The following is a 15,756-nucleotide window of genomic DNA, read 5'->3' on the forward strand; positions in this document are numbered from 1 at the left end:
CAGGGGGTCGACGCGGCTGTCCCCGTCGAACACCTGGAACATCACCGCCGGGTACCGGGTGCCCTCGCGCACCCGGTGGTACGGCGAGTACGCGTGCAGCCAGCGCAGCTCCTCGGGGTCGCGGGCGTCGCCGTACTCGCCGGTCCACGTCACCCCCAGGCCGTGCAGCTGGTAGCGCACCATGTCCAGCAGCGGCGCGGAGCACACGACCGCGGCGAAGGCCTCCGGCCGCTGCGTGAGCGCGGCACCGACGAGCAGGCCGCCGTTCGACCCGCCCGAGACCGCCAGCCGGCTCGGCGTCGTCCACCCGCGCTCGACGAGGGCGTCGGCGACCGCGTGGAAGTCGTCGAACACGTTCTGCTTGTTGGCGAGCATCCCGTCGCGGTGCCACTGCTCGCCCTCCTCGCCGCCCCCGCGCAGGTTCGCGATGACGTACACGCCGCCCGCCTGGACCCAGGTCAGCACGGTGGCCGAGAAGCCCGGGGTCAGGCTGACCCCGAACCCGCCGTACCCGTACAGGACGGTCGGAGCGGGCGCTGTGGGCGCGCCGTCAGGACCGAGCAGGTCCGTGCGCGCCACGACGAAGGCGCGCACCGTGGTGCCGTCGGCGGTCGGCACGGCGATCTGCTGGGTGGTGACGCGCGGCACCTCCACCGCGCCGGGCGGCACCGCGTGAACCCCGACGGACTGGTCACGCGCGTCGTAGCGCAGCACCGTCGGCAGCGTCGTGTTGTCGGTGTAGGTGAACCACGCCTCGTGCCCGCCCTCCGGTCGGGTCAGCAGCCCACCGGTGGAGCCCAGGCCCGGCAGCGGCACCTCGCCGACCTCCGTGCCGTCGGCCAGGTCGTGCACCGTGATCCGGGACACCGCGTGGGTCGTCCACGCCACCAGCAGCAGGGGCCGGTCGCCGAGCTCGGGGCCGTCGAGGACCGCGTAGTCCTCCAGGACGGCGTCCTGCCGCTCGGGCACGAGGTCGCGCCAGGTGCCCGGTCCGGGGTCGCGGGGGTCGCTGACCGCCAACCGGCAGCGGGGTGCGTCGAGGTCGGTCGCGACGTACAGGCGGCCGTCCCGGCCGACGTGGGCGTCCGTCTGGGCGTCGACCCCGACGACGACCTGCCGCAGCCGCGGGTTCTCCAGGTCACCACCGGACAGGTCGGCGATGAGGACGTCGTTGCGCGGGTCCGTGCCCTCCGCCGCGCTGACGACGAGCCAGCGGCCGTCGCGGGACACCGAGACGCCGTAGTAGCTGGTGATCGCGCGGCCGGCGCCGAAGACCTCGACGTCCGTCGCGGTGTCCGCGCCGAGGCGGTGCAACCAGACCCGGCGGTGGTACTGCTGCTCGTCCTCCGGCAGGCCCGCGGGGTCCAGCCGGCGGACGTAGTAGAACGCCTCGCCCCCGGGCAGCCAGGCGACGGGGGAGTAGCGCGCGCGGTCGATCGGTCCGTCCACGACGTCCCCGGTGGCCACGTCCAGGACCCGCAGGACGCTCTCCTCCGAGCCGCCCTCGGACACCTGGTAGGCCAGCAGGCGGCCCTCCTTGCTGGGCTGCCAGGCGTCCAGGGTCGTCGCCCCCGTCGGGTCGATGGCGACGGGGTCGACCAGGACCCGCTCCGTCGGCCCGTCGGCACCCGGCTCGATTACGTGCAGGACACCGTGCTCCTGCTCACCGGTGCGGCGGACGAAGAAGCACCGCTCACCGCGCCACACCGGCGGGCCGACGACGCCGGCGGACAGCAGCCGGCGGACCTGCGCCGCGACGGCGTCGCGCCCCGCCCACCGTCCGCGCTGGGCGTCCAGGAGGTCGTCCTGCGCCAGGGACCAGTCGACCGTGGCGGGGTCGTCGACGTCCTCCAGCCAGCGGTACGGGTCGGCGACGTCCAGCACCGGATCGTCCTGCGGCAGCCGCTCGACGAGGTCCAGGCGCCGCGCCGCGGGGTACGGGGTCCCCGGCGCCCTGTGGGCCGGCGTCGGGTGGGCCGGCGTCGGGTGGGTCGGCGTCGCGTCGGTGGGCGTCGGGTGGGCCGGCGTCGAGTCGGTCGGCGTCGCGTCGCTCATGGCGCCACCCTACGAGCCGGGGCGGCGGCCGCGGGGAGCGCCGCGGGTCGCGCGCACCCAGGCCACCGCCGCGTGGTGCACGGGCCGGGTGGCACGGCCTCTGGCAGGATCCGACGCGTGCCCGACCGTCGGGCCGGAGGGAGAGGTGACGTGTCCGACGACCACCCGCCCCAGGCCCGGCAGGGCGCCGTGCTGCCCCCGCGGCTGGTCGAGCTGGCCGAGCGGCACGGGGTCGCCACCGAGTTCTGGGACTGGCAGGGGCAGCACGTGCCCGTCCCCGAGGGCACCGTCGTGGCCGTCCTGCGGTCGCTCGGCGTGGACGCCTCGACCCCCCAGGCGGTCGAGGCGGCGCTCGCCGCCGCCGAGGACGCCCCCTGGCGCCGGGTCCTGCCGCCGGTCGTCGTCGCACGCGGCGGCCAGGCCCCGTGGGTGCCCGTCCACGTCCCCGACGGCGAGGCCGTGCAGGTGTGGGTCGAGCTGGAGGACGGCGGCCGACGGGACTGCCCCCAGCAGGACCACTGGGTCGAGCCGCGCCGCGTGGACGGTGCCGTCGTGGGACGGGCCACGTTCGCCGTCCCCGCCGACCTGCCCCTGGGGTGGCACGTGCTGCACGCCCGCGGCGAGACCGTGGAGGGCACCTGCCCGCTGGTCGCCGTCCCGGCGCGCCTGTCCCGGCTGCCCGCGCTGGAGCAGCAGCGGTGGGGGCTGATGACCCAGCTGTACTCCGTGCGCTCGGAGCGGTCCTGGGGGCTGGGCGACCTCGCCGACCTCGGCGACCTGGCCGACTGGTCGGCCCGGCACCTGAGGGCGGACTTCGTGCTCGTCAACCCGCTGCACGCCGCCGAGCCGGTGCCCCCGATGGAGCCGTCGCCGTACCTGCCGACCACCCGCCGGTTCGTCAACCCCGTGTACATCCGGGTCGAGGACGTACCCGAGGTCGCCTACCTGCCGTCCACGGACCGCGCCCTGCTGGAGTGGCAGGCGGAGGAGGCGCGGGCCGCGGGGGTCGCGGCGGGGCAGATCGACCGCGACACCGTGTGGGCGGCCAAGCTCGCCGCGCTGGAGAGCGTGTACGCGGCGCCGCGGACGCCGGCGAGGCAGGACGCCTTCGCCGCCTACCGCGAGCGCGAGGGCGACGGCCTGACGCAGTTCGCGACGTGGTGCGCGCTCGCCGAGAGGTTCGGCCTGCCGTCGAGCCGGTGGCCGGCCGCGGCGCACGACCCCGGCTCCGAGGAGCTGGCCCGCTGGCGCACCGAGCTGGCCCACCGGGTCGACTTCCACTGCTGGCTGCAGTGGGTCGCCGACAGCCAGCTCGAGGCGGCGCAGCGGCAGGCGCGGGCCGCGGGGATGGCGTACGGCGTCGTCCACGACCTGGCGGTCGGGGTGCACCCGGAGGGGGCGGACACCTGGTCCCTGGGCCGGGCGCTGGCCCGCGGGGTCACCGTCGGGGCGCCGCCGGACGCCTACAACCAGCAGGGGCAGGACTGGAGCCAGCCCCCGTGGCGGCCCGACACCCTCGCCGAGCTCGGGTACGCGCCGTACCGGGACATGCTGCGCACGGTCCTGCGGCACGCGGGGGGCCTGCGGGTCGACCACGTGATCGGTCTGTTCCGGCTGTGGTGGGTGCCGGAGGGCGCCGGGCCGCGCGAGGGCACGTACGTGCGCTACGACCACGAGGCCCTGATCGGCATCCTGTGCCTGGAGGCCGAGCGCGCGGGCGCGTTCGTCGTGGGGGAGGACCTCGGCACGGTCGAGCCGTGGGTCCGCGAGTACCTGACCGACCGCGGCGTGCTGGGGACGTCGGTGCTGTGGTTCGAGAAGGACGACGAGGGCCGGCCGCTGCGGCCCGAGCGGTGGCGCGAGCTGTGCCTGGCCACGGTCACCACCCACGACCTGCCCCCCACGGCGGCCTACCTGGCCGGGGAGCACATCGAGCTGCGCGAGCGCCTCGGCCTGCTCACCAGGGACCTGCGGACCGAGCTCGAGGAGGACGCGGCCGACCGCGCGAGCGTGCTCGGGCTGCTGCACGACCTGGGGCTGCTGCCCCCGGGGGCGACCGAGCGGGAGACCGTCGAGGCCCTGCACCGACTGCTGACCTGGACGCCGTCCCGCCTGCTCGGGATGGCGCTCACCGACGCGGTGGGGGACCGGCGCGCCCAGAACCAGCCGGGCACGCACACCGAGTACCCGAACTGGAAGGTGCCGCTCACCGACGGTGCCGGTGAGCCGGTGCTGCTCGAGGAGCTGCGCACCCGCCCCCGGGTGCTGTCGCTGGCCCGGGCGATCCAGCCCCGCTGACGGCCGGCCGCGCCCACGACGGGCGGCGCGGACGGGACCGCCGGTCGACGACGGCGGCCGCCGCCCCGGCAGGGGGCGGCGGCCGCCGTGGTCGTCGGGGGCTCAGCGGGCGCGGTCGCGCTCCTGCGCCCGCAGCGCGCGCAGCACGCCGTCCCGGTTCTCCAGCGTCAGCCGCCGCAGCCCGGCGAGGTCGCCGTCCATCCCGGCCAGGAACGCGTCGGTCCGCTCCACCGTGGACCGGTCCGCCAGCAGCGTCGGGTACAGCCCGACGACGATCTGCTGCGCGATCTCGTTGGTCCGGTTGCGCCACACGTCCTGGACGGCGGCGAAGTACGGCTCGACGAACGGCTCGAGCAGCGAGGTGTCGTGCACCCGGCCGAAGCCGCCGATCACGGACGCCTGGACGGCGTTCGGCAGGTCGTCGGAGTCCACCACCGACCGCCAGGCCTCCTGCTTGGCCTCCGGCGTCGGGCGGGCGGCCCGCGCCGCCGCGGCCGCCCGCCGGCCGGTGGCGGTGTCGTCCTGAGCCTGCCGGGCCGCGATCTCCTCCTCGCCGGCGCGCCCACCGGCGACGAGGGACGCCAGCAGCTCCCAGCCGAGGTCGGTGTCGACGGTCAGGCCGGGCAGCGTCGTGGTGCCGTCGAGCAGGCCGCGGACGGCGTCGAGCTGGTCGTCGGTCACGGCGTGCGCGGCGAACGCCTTGACCATCTGCAGCTGCGTGTCGCTGCCGGCCTCGGCGGCCACCGCCAGGTCGTGCAGCCGGGAGGCGACCGCGGCGGCCACCTCGGTCCGGTGCTCGGGCGCGACGAAGAGCCGCACGGTCGACGTCAGCTGGCGCAGCAGGACCAGCACGACCGAGGAGTCGGTCTCGGCGGCGACGTTCCCCAGCACCATGTCGACGAAGTCGCGTGCGGGCAGCTCGGCGTCCCGGGTCATGTCCCAGGCGGCGCCCCACACCAGCGTGCGCGGCAGCGAGTGGGTGAAGGCGTCGAGGTGCCGCACCGCGGTGGCCATGGACTGCTCGTCGAGGCGGACCTTGGCGTAGGCGAGGTCGTCGTCGTTGAGCAGCAGCAGGTCGGGGCGGCGGCTGCCGACGAGCTCCTTGACCTCGGTGCGCTCGCCCTCGACGTCCAGCTCGACCTGGCGCGTGCGCACCAGCGTGCCGTCGACGAGGTCGTAGCAGCCGACGGCCATCCGGTGCGGCCGGGCGGTCGGGTGCTCCTCGGGCACCTCCTGGACGACCGCGAGGGAGGTGATGGTGCCGTCGGCGTCGACGGCCAGGTCCGGTCGCAGCGTGGTGACCCCCGCGCGCTCCAGCCAGACCGCCGACCAGGCGCGCAGGTCGCGGCCGGAGGTCCGCTCCAGGTGGGCGAGCAGGTCGGACAGCTCGGTGTTGCCCCACGCGTGCTCGGCGAAGTACGCGCGCACGCCCTCCTCGAAGTTGTCCCGGCCGACCCAGGCGACGAGCTGGCGCAGGACGCTGGCGCCCTTGGCGTAGGTGATGCCGTCGAAGTTCACCTCGACCGCCTCGAGGTCGACCATGTCGGCGACCACCGGGTGGGTGGAGGGCAGCTGGTCCTGGCGGTAGGCCCACGACTTCTCCATGCTGGAGAAGGTCGTCCAGGCCGACGTCCACCCGGTGGCCTCGGCGAGGCAGACGGTGCTCGCGTACTCCGCGAACGACTCGTTCAGCCACAGGTCGTCCCACCAGCGCATCGTGACCAGGTCGCCGAACCACATGTGCGCGAGCTCGTGCAGGATCGTCAGCGCCCGCCGCTCGACCACCGCGTCGGGCACCTTGGACCGGAAGACGTAGGACTCCACGAACGTCACGGCCCCGGCGTTCTCCATCGCCCCGGCGTTGAACTCCGGCACGAAGAGCTGGTCGTACTTCTCGAACGGGTAGGCGACGTCGAAGACCTCCTCGAAGTACGCGAACCCGCGCCGCGTCACGTCCATGACGTCGTCGGCGTCCAGGTGCTCGGCCAACGACGCCCGGCAGAAGACACCGAGCGGGATGGTGCGACCGTCGCGGCTGGTCAGCTCGCCGCGACGCACGTGGTACGGGCCGGCGACGACCGCGGTCACGTAGGAGGCGAGCCGCGGCGTGGGCGCGAACCGCCAGGTGGCCGCCCCGTCCCCCGCGTCGACCGGCTCGGGGGTGGGGGAGTTGCTGACGACCTGCCAGTGCGACGGTGCCGTCACGGTGAAGGAGAACGTGGCCTTGAGGTCGGGCTGCTCGAACACGGCGAACACCCGCCGGGAGTCGGCCACCTCGAACTGGGAGTACACGTACACCTCGTCGTCGACGGGGTCGACGAACCGGTGCAGCCCCTCACCGGTGTTCATGTAGGCGCAGGACGCCTCCACCAGGAGCTCGTTGTCCGCCGCGAGGTCGGTCAGGGCGATCCGCGCGCCGTCCACGACCTGCGCCACGTCCAGCTCGGTCCCGTTGAGCACCACCCGGTGGACCGCCGGGGCGACGAGGTCGACGAACGTGGACGAGCCCGGACGCGAGCTGGAGAACCGGACGACGGTGCGCGACCCGAACGTCTCGTCCCCGGCTGTCAGGTCCAGCTGGACGTCGTAGGACGAGACCGCCAGGTGCGAGGCGCGCTCGCGCGCCTCCTCGCGAGTCAGGTTCATACCCGGCACGTCGTTCTCCGTTCCGTTCCTCGGGGGCAGGTGGCGCCCCGGACGGGGCATCGGGGAATCCTCGCACGCCCGCGGTGCTTGAACGGTCAGCGAGCGCCGCACCAGCCGAACCGACCAGGAGGACCCCGTGACCGCGTCGACCCCCACCCAGGCAGCAGCCGGCGGAGCCCCCGGGACCGACGCCGCCGAGCCGCGGCAGACCGCCGACTTCTGGTTCGACCCGCTGTGCCCGTGGGCGTGGATGACCTCCCGGTGGATGGTCGAGGTCACCACGGTGCGCCCGGTCGACGTGCGCTGGCGGGTGATGAGCCTGGCGGTGCTCAACGAGGGACGTGACCTGCCGGAGGAGTACCGCGAGCTGATGGACCGCGCGTGGGGCCCGGTGCGGGTCCTGGTGGCCGCCGAGCAGCAGCACGGGCCGCAGGTGCTCGGGCCGCTGTACGAGGCGATGGGCACCCGGATCCACCCCGGCGGCCGCGACGACCTCGACCAGGTGGTGCTGGAGGCCCTCGAGGAGGTCGGGCTGCCGGCGTCCCTGGCGGACGTGGCCGGCACGACGGACGTCGACGACGCCCTGCGCGCCAGCCACGCCGACGGCATCGACCGCGTCGGCCAGGACGTCGGCACCCCGGTCGTGTCCGTCGCCGGCGTCGCCTTCTTCGGACCGGTCGTGACTCCCGCCCCCAGGGGCGAGGACGCCGCGCGGCTGTGGGACGGCGTCCTCGCCGTGGCCTCCACGCCCGGGTTCTTCGAGCTCAAGCGCACCCGGGACGTCGGCCCCGTCTTCGACTGACGACCGGCGTCGGTGGGCACGGGCCCGGGCTGGCAGCATGGGCCCGTGCGCGTACACCTGGGATGTGACCACGCCGGCTACGAGCTGGTGCAGCACCTCGTCGGCCACCTGCGGCAGGCCGGCCACGAGGTCGTCGACCACGGACCGTCGTCCTACGACGCGGCGGACGACTACCCGCCGTACTGCCTGGCGGCCGCGGCGGCCGTCGTCGGCGACCCCGGCAGCCTCGGCGTGGTGGTCGGCGGCTCGGGCAACGGCGAGCAGATCGCCGCGAACAAGGTCGCCGGCGTGCGCGCGGCGCTCGCGTGGAGCCTCGACACGGCCCGCCTGGCCCGTCAGCACAACGACGCGAACGTGGTCTCCGTCGGCGCCCGGATGCACAGCACGGAGGAGGCCACGGCGATCGTCGAGGCCTTCCTCGCCGAGCCGTTCAGCGGCGAGGCGCGCCACCAGCGCCGGATCGACCAGCTGGCCGCGTACGAGCGCACCGGCCAGATCCCCGCGTCGGCCTGACGGCGCGTGCCGGAGGGTCACACCGTCCGCCGGTGGTCGCGCCTGCTGCGCGCCGGGCTCGGCGGTGAGCCGCTGTCGGTGACCAGCCCGCAGGGCCGGTTCGCCGACGGCGCCGCCCTGCTCGACGGCCGGTCCCTGGTGGCCTCCGACGCGCACGGCAAGCACCTGTTCCTCGGCTTCGCCGCCGACCCGGCCGACCGTCGCGCCGACCGGTGGCTGCGCGTGCACCTCGGCCTGTACGGCGCGTGGGAGCTGCACGAGCGCCACGTCACCGGGCCGACCGGTGCGACCGGGCCGACCGAGCCCACTGCGCCACAGGGTGCCGTGCGGGTCCGCCTGGTCGGCGCCCGTGCCTGGGCGGACCTGCGCGGCCCGACCGCCTGCGAGGTCGTGGGGCCGCAGGAGAAGGCCGCCGTCCACGCCCGGCTCGGGCCGGACCCGCTGCGGCGCGACGGGGACCCCGACGCGTTCGCGTCCCGGGTCCGCCGGTCGGTGGCGCCGGTCGCCGGGCTGCTGATGGACCAGGCCGTCGTCGCCGGGGTCGGCAACGTCTACCGGGCCGAGGTGCTGTTCCGTGCCGGCCTGCACCCGATGACGGCGGGGCGGGACGTCGAGCCCGGCACGGTGCGGGCGCTGTGGGACGACCTGTCGGTCCTCATGCGGGACGGGGTCCGCCGCGGGTCGATCGTCACCGTCCCCGCCGACCGCCGTCCCCGCCGCCGCGGCGGGCCCCTGCGCGAGGACGCGCACTTCGTCTACCGGCGCACCGGCCTGCCGTGCCGCGTGTGCCAGACGCCCGTCGCCGAGGCCGAGCTGGCCGCCCGCCGCCTGTACTGGTGCCCGACGTGCCAGGCGCGGTGACGCGACGGCGTGGTGCCGCCGCGACGCGGACGCCCTCGGCGGGCCCGGCCGGCGACGGTACTGTCCCCCGCGTGGTGGCGCTCAGGAGACGGCCGGGCGGCCGGGGTCGCGGCGGGCACGGTGGGCTGCAGGGGCTCACCGGCGTGCTGAAGTACCTGCGCCGGCGCGTCCTGCCGTCCCAGGCCTTCCAGCTCCTCGGGTTCACCGCGCTCGCCGTCGTGGCGTCGATGGCGGCGCTGGTGGTCCCCGAGTGGGTCCCGGTGACGGCGAGCACCGTGGTGATCATGCTGGGCGGGTTCTTCCTGCGGATCCGCTCGCTGCTGATGCTCTACCTGGTGGTCGGCTCCGCGCTGGCCTACGTCGTCGTCAACCGCATCCCGTCGCCGTCCCCCGGCCAGATCATCGTCATCGGGCTGACCGCGGTCCTCGTCCTCGTCTTCGCCAACAGCCGCGAGCGGCTCGGCGTGCAGGGGACCCTGGGGGAGTCGATGCTCGTCGACCTGCGGGACCGGCTGCGCGCCCAGGGCACCGTGCCGCCGCTGCCGCGGCAGTGGCAGGTCGAGACGGTGCTGCGCTCGGCCTACGGCGACTCGTTCTCCGGGGACTTCCTGGTCTCCACCCGCAGCACCGACGACCGCGACCTGGAGATGGCGCTGGTCGACGTGTCCGGCAAGGGCCAGGCGGCGGGTACCCGGGCGCTGCTGCTGTCCGGCGCGTTCGGTGGGCTGCTCGGCGCGATGGACCAGACCGACTTCCTGCCCGCCGCGAACGCCTACCTGCTGCGCCAGCGGTGGGACGAGGGCTTCGCGACGGCGGTGCACCTGTGCGTCGACCTGTCGACCGGGGCGTACCGGCTGGCCAGCGCGGGCCACCCTCCCGCGGCGCACTTCCACGCCGGGTCCGGGCGCTGGGAGGTCATCGCCAGCGACCACGGCCCGGCGCTCGGCATCGTCGACACCGTCGAGTTCCCGGCCCACCACGGCATCCTGCGCCGCGGGGACGCCCTGCTGATGTACACCGACGGGCTGGTGGAGACGCCGGGCCGTGACCTCACGCTGGGGATCGACCGGCTGATGGGGCAGGCGGAGCGGTTGGTGCGGCGCGGCGGGTTCCGCGGGGGCGCCGACCGGATCGTCGACGGCACCCGCACCGGGGAGAGCGACGACCGGGCGCTGGTGCTGCTCTGGCGGGAGTGACCCCGGCCGGACGCGCGGGGCGGCTCAGAGCCGGACGTGCGCCGAGCGGCCGCGGGCGGCCGGCACCGTGGGGGCCGGCGCGGAGCGCTGCCGCGGCAGCATCTGGACCCACGGGACGACGTCCTGCGCGACCATCGGCCGGGCGAAGTGGTACCCCTGGAGCTCGTCGCAGCCCAGCGTGAGCAACCGGTCGGCGGACTCCTGCGCCTCCACGCCCTCGGCGACCACCGACAGGCCGAGCCGGTGGCCGAGCTCGATGATCGAGGTGACGATCGCGTCGTGGTGCGGCTGGCCGAGCCGCTCGATGAACATCCGGTCGATCTTGAGCTGGCGCACGTCCAGCTCGCCGAGCAGGCCGAGGCTGGTGAAGCCGGCACCGAAGTCGTCGACGCTGACGTGCACCCCCTTGTCGCGCAGGGCCGTGACCACCTTGCGGGCCATCTCCGGGTTGAGCGTGATCGCCGACTCGGTGACCTCCAGCACGAGCCGGTCGGCGGGCCAGCGGGTCAGCGCCAGGGCCTCGTCGACGATGCCCAGCAGGCCGTCCTCGAGGGTGACGGCGCTGATGTTGACCGCCACGGAGACGTCCAGGCCCTGAGAGCGCCACACGGAGGCCTGCTTGACGGCGGTGAGCAGGGTCCAGCGGGTGAGCGGGTGGATCATGCTCGTGCGCTCGACGAGGGGGATGAACTCTGCCGGGAGCATCAGGCCGCGGGTGGGGTGGTCCCAGCGCACCAGCGCCTCGAAGCCGCTGACGCGGCCGGTGCGGGTGCTGACCAGCGGCTGGTAGCGCAGGTGCAGCTGACCCGTGTCCATGGCGCCGCGCAGGAGCGCCAGGGAACCCAGCCGGTCGGTGCCGTGCGGGTCGAACTCCGGTTCGTACACGCGGACGCCGGAGCGGGTGCGCTTCGCCTCGTACATGGCCACGTCGGCGTGGCGGAGCAGCTCGTCGAGGTCCCGGCCGTGCTGGGGTGCCAGGGCGACCCCGATGCTGGCGCGCACGTCCAGGCTGACGCCGCGCGTCTGGAACCCGCCGCCGCCGAGACCGGCGAGCAGCTTCTTGGCCTGCAGCACGGCCTGGTTGACGGTCACCGTGGCGTCGACGAGGACGGCGAACTCGTCGCCGCCGAGGCGGGTCACCTGGGCCTGGTCGCCCGCGGCGGCCTGCAGCTGCGAGGCGACCTGGACGAGGACGGCGTCCCCGGCGGAGTGGCCGAGGATGTCGTTGACCTCCTTGAAGCCGTCGAGGTCTATGAGCAGCAGCGCGGGGCCGCGGCTGCCGTCGCCGTCCAGGTCGACCTTGCCCAGGACCCGGGCCGCCGACTCGTTGAGCTCGGTGCGGTTGCCCAGCCCGGTCAGCGGGTCGAGGCGGGCCAGGCGGTGCCGCTCCCGGTCGCGGCGGATGAGGAACGCGCTGCCCGAGATGACGGCCACGAGCAGGCCGGTGAGGGCGAGCACGGCCAGGGACCAGCCGAGTCCTGCGATCTGCACGTGCGCTCCCGGGGGTGGCGGTGACGCCCGGGTCGGCGGGCGTGCCGTCTGCTTCGGCGGCCCACGCGCCGTGCTTGAGGTGCTGGCGCCACTCGGGAGCGGATCGGGGTGGTTCTCAGGGCCGCAGGGGGTCCTGCAGGGTGATCCGCTCACGCTGCGTGACGGCGGCTCGCAGGGTGTCGACGGGGTACGCGGTGATCGAGCTGGCCAACCGCACCGACCGCACCGACCCGTCGTCCGCGCGGTCGAAGCGCAGGTGCTCCCCGACGGCGCCGTACCCGCGCCCGCGGACGACCCGCAGCGTGTCGGCGTCCACCCGCTCGAGGTGCGCCGCGTCCGCGGTCGGGTCCGCCTGCTCCGGGGCGAGCAGGTACAGCCGCCCGCCGAGGTCGACCACGTCGCTGACCCCCCACAGACTGGCGAACCGGCCGCGGAAGCCCGCCAGCGCGTCGGCCGGCTGCACGTCCACCTCGGACGTCGCGTCGCTGCGGCCGGCGGCCAGGTCGACGAGCCGCCACGCGGCGTCCACGAGCGTCTGGGCGGGTCCGTCCACGGCGTTGGTCAGCACGGACACCGCCACCCGGTCCGCGGGGTCGAACAGGGTGCGCGTGATGTGGCCGGGCCACCCACCGCCGTGCCCGAGCAGCCGCCGTCCGCCGGCCTCGACGACCGCCCAGCCCAGCGCGTACCCCTCGCCGGACCCGTCGACGTCCCACTCCGTGCGCTGCATGACCCTCTGCCAGTCCGGTGCGAGCAGCCGCTCGTCGCCGTGGAAGTGCGCCGCCGCCCAGCGCACCAGGTCCGCGGCCGTGGACCACACCCCCGTGGCCGGCGCCATCGCGCGGGCCGGCCCGTGCTCGACGGTCAGCCGGCGGTCTGCGTAGGCCAACCCGGAGTGGCCTGCGGCGTACCGCTCTCCCTGCGCCGGGTCGTGGTCCGGGCCGGTGCTGGTCAGGCCGAGCGGGTCCAGGACCCGGGTCCGCAGCTCCTGCGCCCAGCTGCGGCCGGTGACCACCTCGACCACCCGCCCGAGCAGGGAGTAGCCGACGTTGGAGTACTTGAACCGCTCGTTGCGTCGCAGCACGGCCGCCGCGTCGCGCGCCACCGCGGTCAGGCCGTCGGCGTCCGGGAAGGGGTGCCAGAGCTGCCAGAAGTCCCCGTCCCTGCCGTCGCGGACGACACCCCCGCCGTGCGAGAGCAGCTCGCGCACCGTGACGGTGGCCAGGTCGCCGTCGGCGAGCTCCGGCAACCAGGCACCGAGCGCGTCGTCCAGGCGCAGGCGGCCGTCCTGGACCAGCAGCAGCACCAGGGTCGCCGTGAAGGTCTTGGAGTGGGAGGCGACGTGGAACAGGTGCCCGGTGGTCAGCGCCTCGCCCGAGGCCTGCGACGCCACCCCGTACGCCTCGGACAGCACGACGTCGTCGTCGGCCAGGACCGCCGCCTGCACCCCGGGCACCCGGTCACGGGTCCGTCGGTGGTCCAGCCACGTCGACAGGTAGCGGCAGGCGTCGTCGACCGCGGCGCGGTCCGTGCGGCGCGGCGCTGGCAGGGCGGTGGCTCCGGGGGCGTCGTGGGTCACGACCGGCGACTGTAGGGGACGGCGCCCGGCGCTCCCGTCCGCTCCGGGTGTCGGTCGTCGCTTCCCTGCCTAGCCTGGCGTGATGGGTGCTGACCGGAGCGAGGACGCGCGGGGCCACGCCGCCGAGGGCGTGCGCGGCGACGACGAGGCCTGGTGGCGGACCGCCGTCGTCTACCAGGTGTACCCGCGCAGCTTCGCCGACTCCGACGGTGACGGGGTCGGCGACCTCGGCGGGGTGCGGGCGCACCTCGACCACCTGGAGCTGCTGGGGGTCGACGTCCTGTGGCTGTCCCCGGTGTACCCCTCGCCGATGGACGACAACGGCTACGACATCTCCGACTACCAGGACGTCGACCCGATCTTCGGTGACCTCGCCGAGCTCGACGGCCTGCTCTCCGACGCCCACGGCCGCGGCATCAAGGTCGTGATGGACCTCGTGGTCAACCACACCTCCGACGAGCACCCGTGGTTCGTCGAGTCGCGGTCCAGCCGCGACAGCCCGAAGCGGGACTGGTACTGGTGGCGCCCGCCGCGCGAGGGGATGGGGGCGGGGGAGCCGGGGGCCGAGCCGACCAACTGGCGGTCCTTCTTCTCCGGCCCGACCTGGGAGCTCGACGAGACGACGGGGGAGTACTACCTGCACCTGTTCTCCCGCACCCAGCCCGACCTGAACTGGGAGAACCCGCAGGTCCGGGCCGCGGTGCACGAGATGATGCGGTGGTGGCTCGACCGCGGGGTCGACGGCTTCCGGATGGACGTCGTCAACCTGCTGTCGAAGGACGTCGACGCCGACGGTCACCTCCCGGACGGGCACGCGCTGCCGGGTGGCGTGCTCGGTGACGGCTCACCGCACTACGTGTGCGGCCCGCGGATCCACGAGTTCCTCGCCGAGATGCACCGGGAGGTCGTGTCCCGGCGGGACGAGCGGCTGCTGACGGTGGGGGAGATGCCCGGAGTCACCGTCGAGGAGGCCCGGCTGTTCACCGACCCTGCGCGACGCGAGGTCGACATGGTGTTCCAGTTCGAGCACGTGGCGCTCGACCAGGGCGAGTCCAAGTGGGACCTGCGGCCGCTGCGCCTGACCGACCTCAAGGCGTCCTTCGGGCGCTGGCAGACCGGCCTCGCGGACGTCGGGTGGAACAGCCTCTACTGGAACAACCACGACCAGCCTCGCGCCGTGTCGCGCTTCGGGGACGACGGCGAGCACCGGGTCCGGTCGGCCAAGACGCTCGCGACGGTCCTGCACCTGCACCACGGGACGCCGTACGTCTACCAGGGCGAGGAGCTCGGGATGACGAACGCGCCGTTCACGTCGATCGAGGACTTCCGCGACATCGAGTCGCTCAACCACCACGCCCACGCCGTGGCCGCCGGGCAGCCCGAGGAGGAGGTCCTGCACGCGCTGCGCGTCAAGAGCCGGGACAACGCGCGCACCCCCATGCAGTGGGACGACACCGAGCACGCGGGCTTCACCACCGGCACGCCGTGGATCCCGGTGAACCCGAACCACCGGGAGGTCAACGCCGCGGCGGCGGTGGCCGACCCCGAGTCGGTGTTCCACCACTACCGCCGGCTCATCGCCCTGCGCCACGACGACCCCGTCGTCGCCTTCGGGCGGTTCGCGATGCTGCTGCCGGACGACGAGCAGGTGTACGCGTTCACCCGGACGCTCCCCGCCGACGACGCGGCTAGCGGAGCGCAGCTGCTCGTCCTGGCCAACCTGTCGGGCGAGGCCGTGGAGGTCGCCGTCCCCGACGCCGCGGCCTGGGACGGTGCCCCGGTGCTCGTCGCCAGCGACCGCGACGCCCCGCCCGCGTCGTCCACCGTGGCGCTGCGGCCCTGGGAGTCGGTGGCCTACCGCCGCCCGCTGGGTTGAGGACCGCCGCTCGGGGGCCTGGTGCCCGGGCCGGCGCGTGAGGACCGGCTACGCTGACCGCGCAGCCGGCGACGGCCGCGCGGGTGTAGCTCAATGGCAGAGCCCCAGCCTTCCAAGCTGGTCATGCGGGTTCGATTCCCGTCACCCGCTCCGTGCGCGCGAGGGCGTCCCCGGTGTCGGGGGCGCCCTCGCGCGTCCCTCGGCCGACGATCCGACCCGGCCCGGCACCGTCGGCCCGGGCCGGCCCGCAGTAGCCTGGTGCCGACCGGTCGCCACCGGTCGACGGGGTGTGGCGCAGCTTGGTAGCGCGTCCGCTTTGGGAGCGGAAGGCCCCCGGTTCGAATCCGGGTACCCCGACCACGTCCCGCCGGCCGAGGCCTTTCGGGTGGGGGGCGGCCGGGCGTTAGCATGGTCCGTCGGCGCCGTGCCCCGGCGCCCT

At 74.9% G+C, this 15,756-nt stretch carries 10 protein-coding genes and 2 tRNA genes; 8 read left to right on the forward strand and 4 right to left on the reverse strand.

What is annotated here, in order from left to right:
- Positions 1-2,055, reverse strand: a 2,055-nt coding sequence (locus tag ACYVQV_RS15935; RefSeq protein ID WP_461024302.1) for a prolyl oligopeptidase family serine peptidase, incomplete at its 3' end; no start/stop codon positions are given.
- A gap of 150 nt (positions 2,056-2,205) precedes the next feature.
- Between ACYVQV_RS15935 and malQ the strand changes: the two genes are divergently transcribed.
- The gene (gene malQ / locus ACYVQV_RS15940) at positions 2,206-4,353 is read left to right on the forward strand and encodes a 4-alpha-glucanotransferase (protein WP_461024341.1); all 2,148 of its coding nucleotides are present in this window, start codon (positions 2,206-2,208) and stop codon (positions 4,351-4,353) included.
- 102 nt (positions 4,354-4,455) lie between these two features.
- On the opposite strand, the gene pepN is transcribed toward malQ, so the two are convergent.
- Complete coding sequence (gene pepN / locus ACYVQV_RS15945) at positions 4,456-6,999, reverse strand: aminopeptidase N (protein ID WP_461024303.1); 2,544 nt, start codon at positions 6,997-6,999, stop codon at positions 4,456-4,458.
- A 136-nt stretch (positions 7,000-7,135) separates the two neighbouring features.
- Here pepN and ACYVQV_RS15950 point away from each other — a divergent pair, with 136 nt between their 5' ends.
- From ACYVQV_RS15950 to ACYVQV_RS15965, 4 genes are all read left to right on the forward strand, one after another.
- Positions 7,136-7,801 carry a mycothiol-dependent nitroreductase Rv2466c family protein gene (locus tag ACYVQV_RS15950; RefSeq protein WP_461024304.1) on the forward strand — a complete coding sequence of 222 codons (666 nt, stop codon included), beginning with the start codon at positions 7,136-7,138 and terminating at the stop codon, positions 7,799-7,801.
- Positions 7,802-7,846: 45 nt separating this feature from the next.
- Positions 7,847-8,314 carry a ribose-5-phosphate isomerase gene (locus ACYVQV_RS15955; protein WP_461024305.1) on the forward strand — a complete coding sequence of 156 codons (468 nt, stop codon included), beginning with the start codon at positions 7,847-7,849 and terminating at the stop codon, positions 8,312-8,314.
- A gap of 6 nt (positions 8,315-8,320) precedes the next feature.
- Positions 8,321-9,175 (forward strand): Fpg/Nei family DNA glycosylase, encoded by an 855-nt coding sequence (locus ACYVQV_RS15960; RefSeq protein WP_461024306.1) that lies wholly within the window; start codon positions 8,321-8,323, stop codon positions 9,173-9,175.
- A gap of 71 nt (positions 9,176-9,246) precedes the next feature.
- Entirely contained in the window at positions 9,247-10,371 is a 1,125-nt protein-coding gene (locus tag ACYVQV_RS15965; RefSeq protein ID WP_461024307.1) for a SpoIIE family protein phosphatase, read from the forward strand.
- Between the two features lie 24 nt (positions 10,372-10,395).
- On the opposite strand, the gene ACYVQV_RS15970 is transcribed toward ACYVQV_RS15965, so the two are convergent.
- The gene (locus ACYVQV_RS15970; protein WP_461024308.1) at positions 10,396-11,862 is read right to left on the reverse strand and encodes a putative bifunctional diguanylate cyclase/phosphodiesterase; all 1,467 of its coding nucleotides are present in this window, start codon (positions 11,860-11,862) and stop codon (positions 10,396-10,398) included.
- Positions 11,863-11,977: 115 nt separating this feature from the next.
- Entirely contained in the window at positions 11,978-13,441 is a 1,464-nt protein-coding gene (locus ACYVQV_RS15975; RefSeq protein WP_461024309.1) for a serine hydrolase domain-containing protein, read from the reverse strand.
- 82 nt (positions 13,442-13,523) lie between these two features.
- On the opposite strand from ACYVQV_RS15975, the gene ACYVQV_RS15980 reads away from it, so the two are divergent.
- The 3 genes from ACYVQV_RS15980 to ACYVQV_RS15990 all read left to right on the forward strand — a co-directional run bounded on the left by ACYVQV_RS15980 (position 13,524) and on the right by ACYVQV_RS15990 (position 15,677).
- On the forward strand, positions 13,524-15,317 hold the full coding sequence (locus tag ACYVQV_RS15980) for a glycoside hydrolase family 13 protein (RefSeq protein ID WP_461024310.1): 1,794 nt from the start codon (positions 13,524-13,526) through the stop codon (positions 15,315-15,317).
- A gap of 79 nt (positions 15,318-15,396) precedes the next feature.
- A tRNA-Gly gene (locus tag ACYVQV_RS15985) sits at positions 15,397-15,467 on the forward strand.
- Positions 15,468-15,600: 133 nt separating this feature from the next.
- A tRNA-Pro gene (locus ACYVQV_RS15990) sits at positions 15,601-15,677 on the forward strand.
- The last annotated feature ends 79 nt before the right edge of the window (positions 15,678-15,756 follow it).

It is taken from the genome of Thalassiella azotivora (genome assembly GCF_054781695.1).

Excerpts from the sequence above, each read along its gene's own strand:
- pepN (WP_461024303.1), bottom strand. The coding sequence starts at position 6,999 with ATGAACCTGACTCGCGAGGAGGCGCGCGAGCGCGCCTCGCACCTGGCG.
- ACYVQV_RS15980 (WP_461024310.1), top strand. The coding sequence starts at position 13,524 with ATGGGTGCTGACCGGAGCGAGGACGCGCGGGGCCACGCCGCCGAGGGC.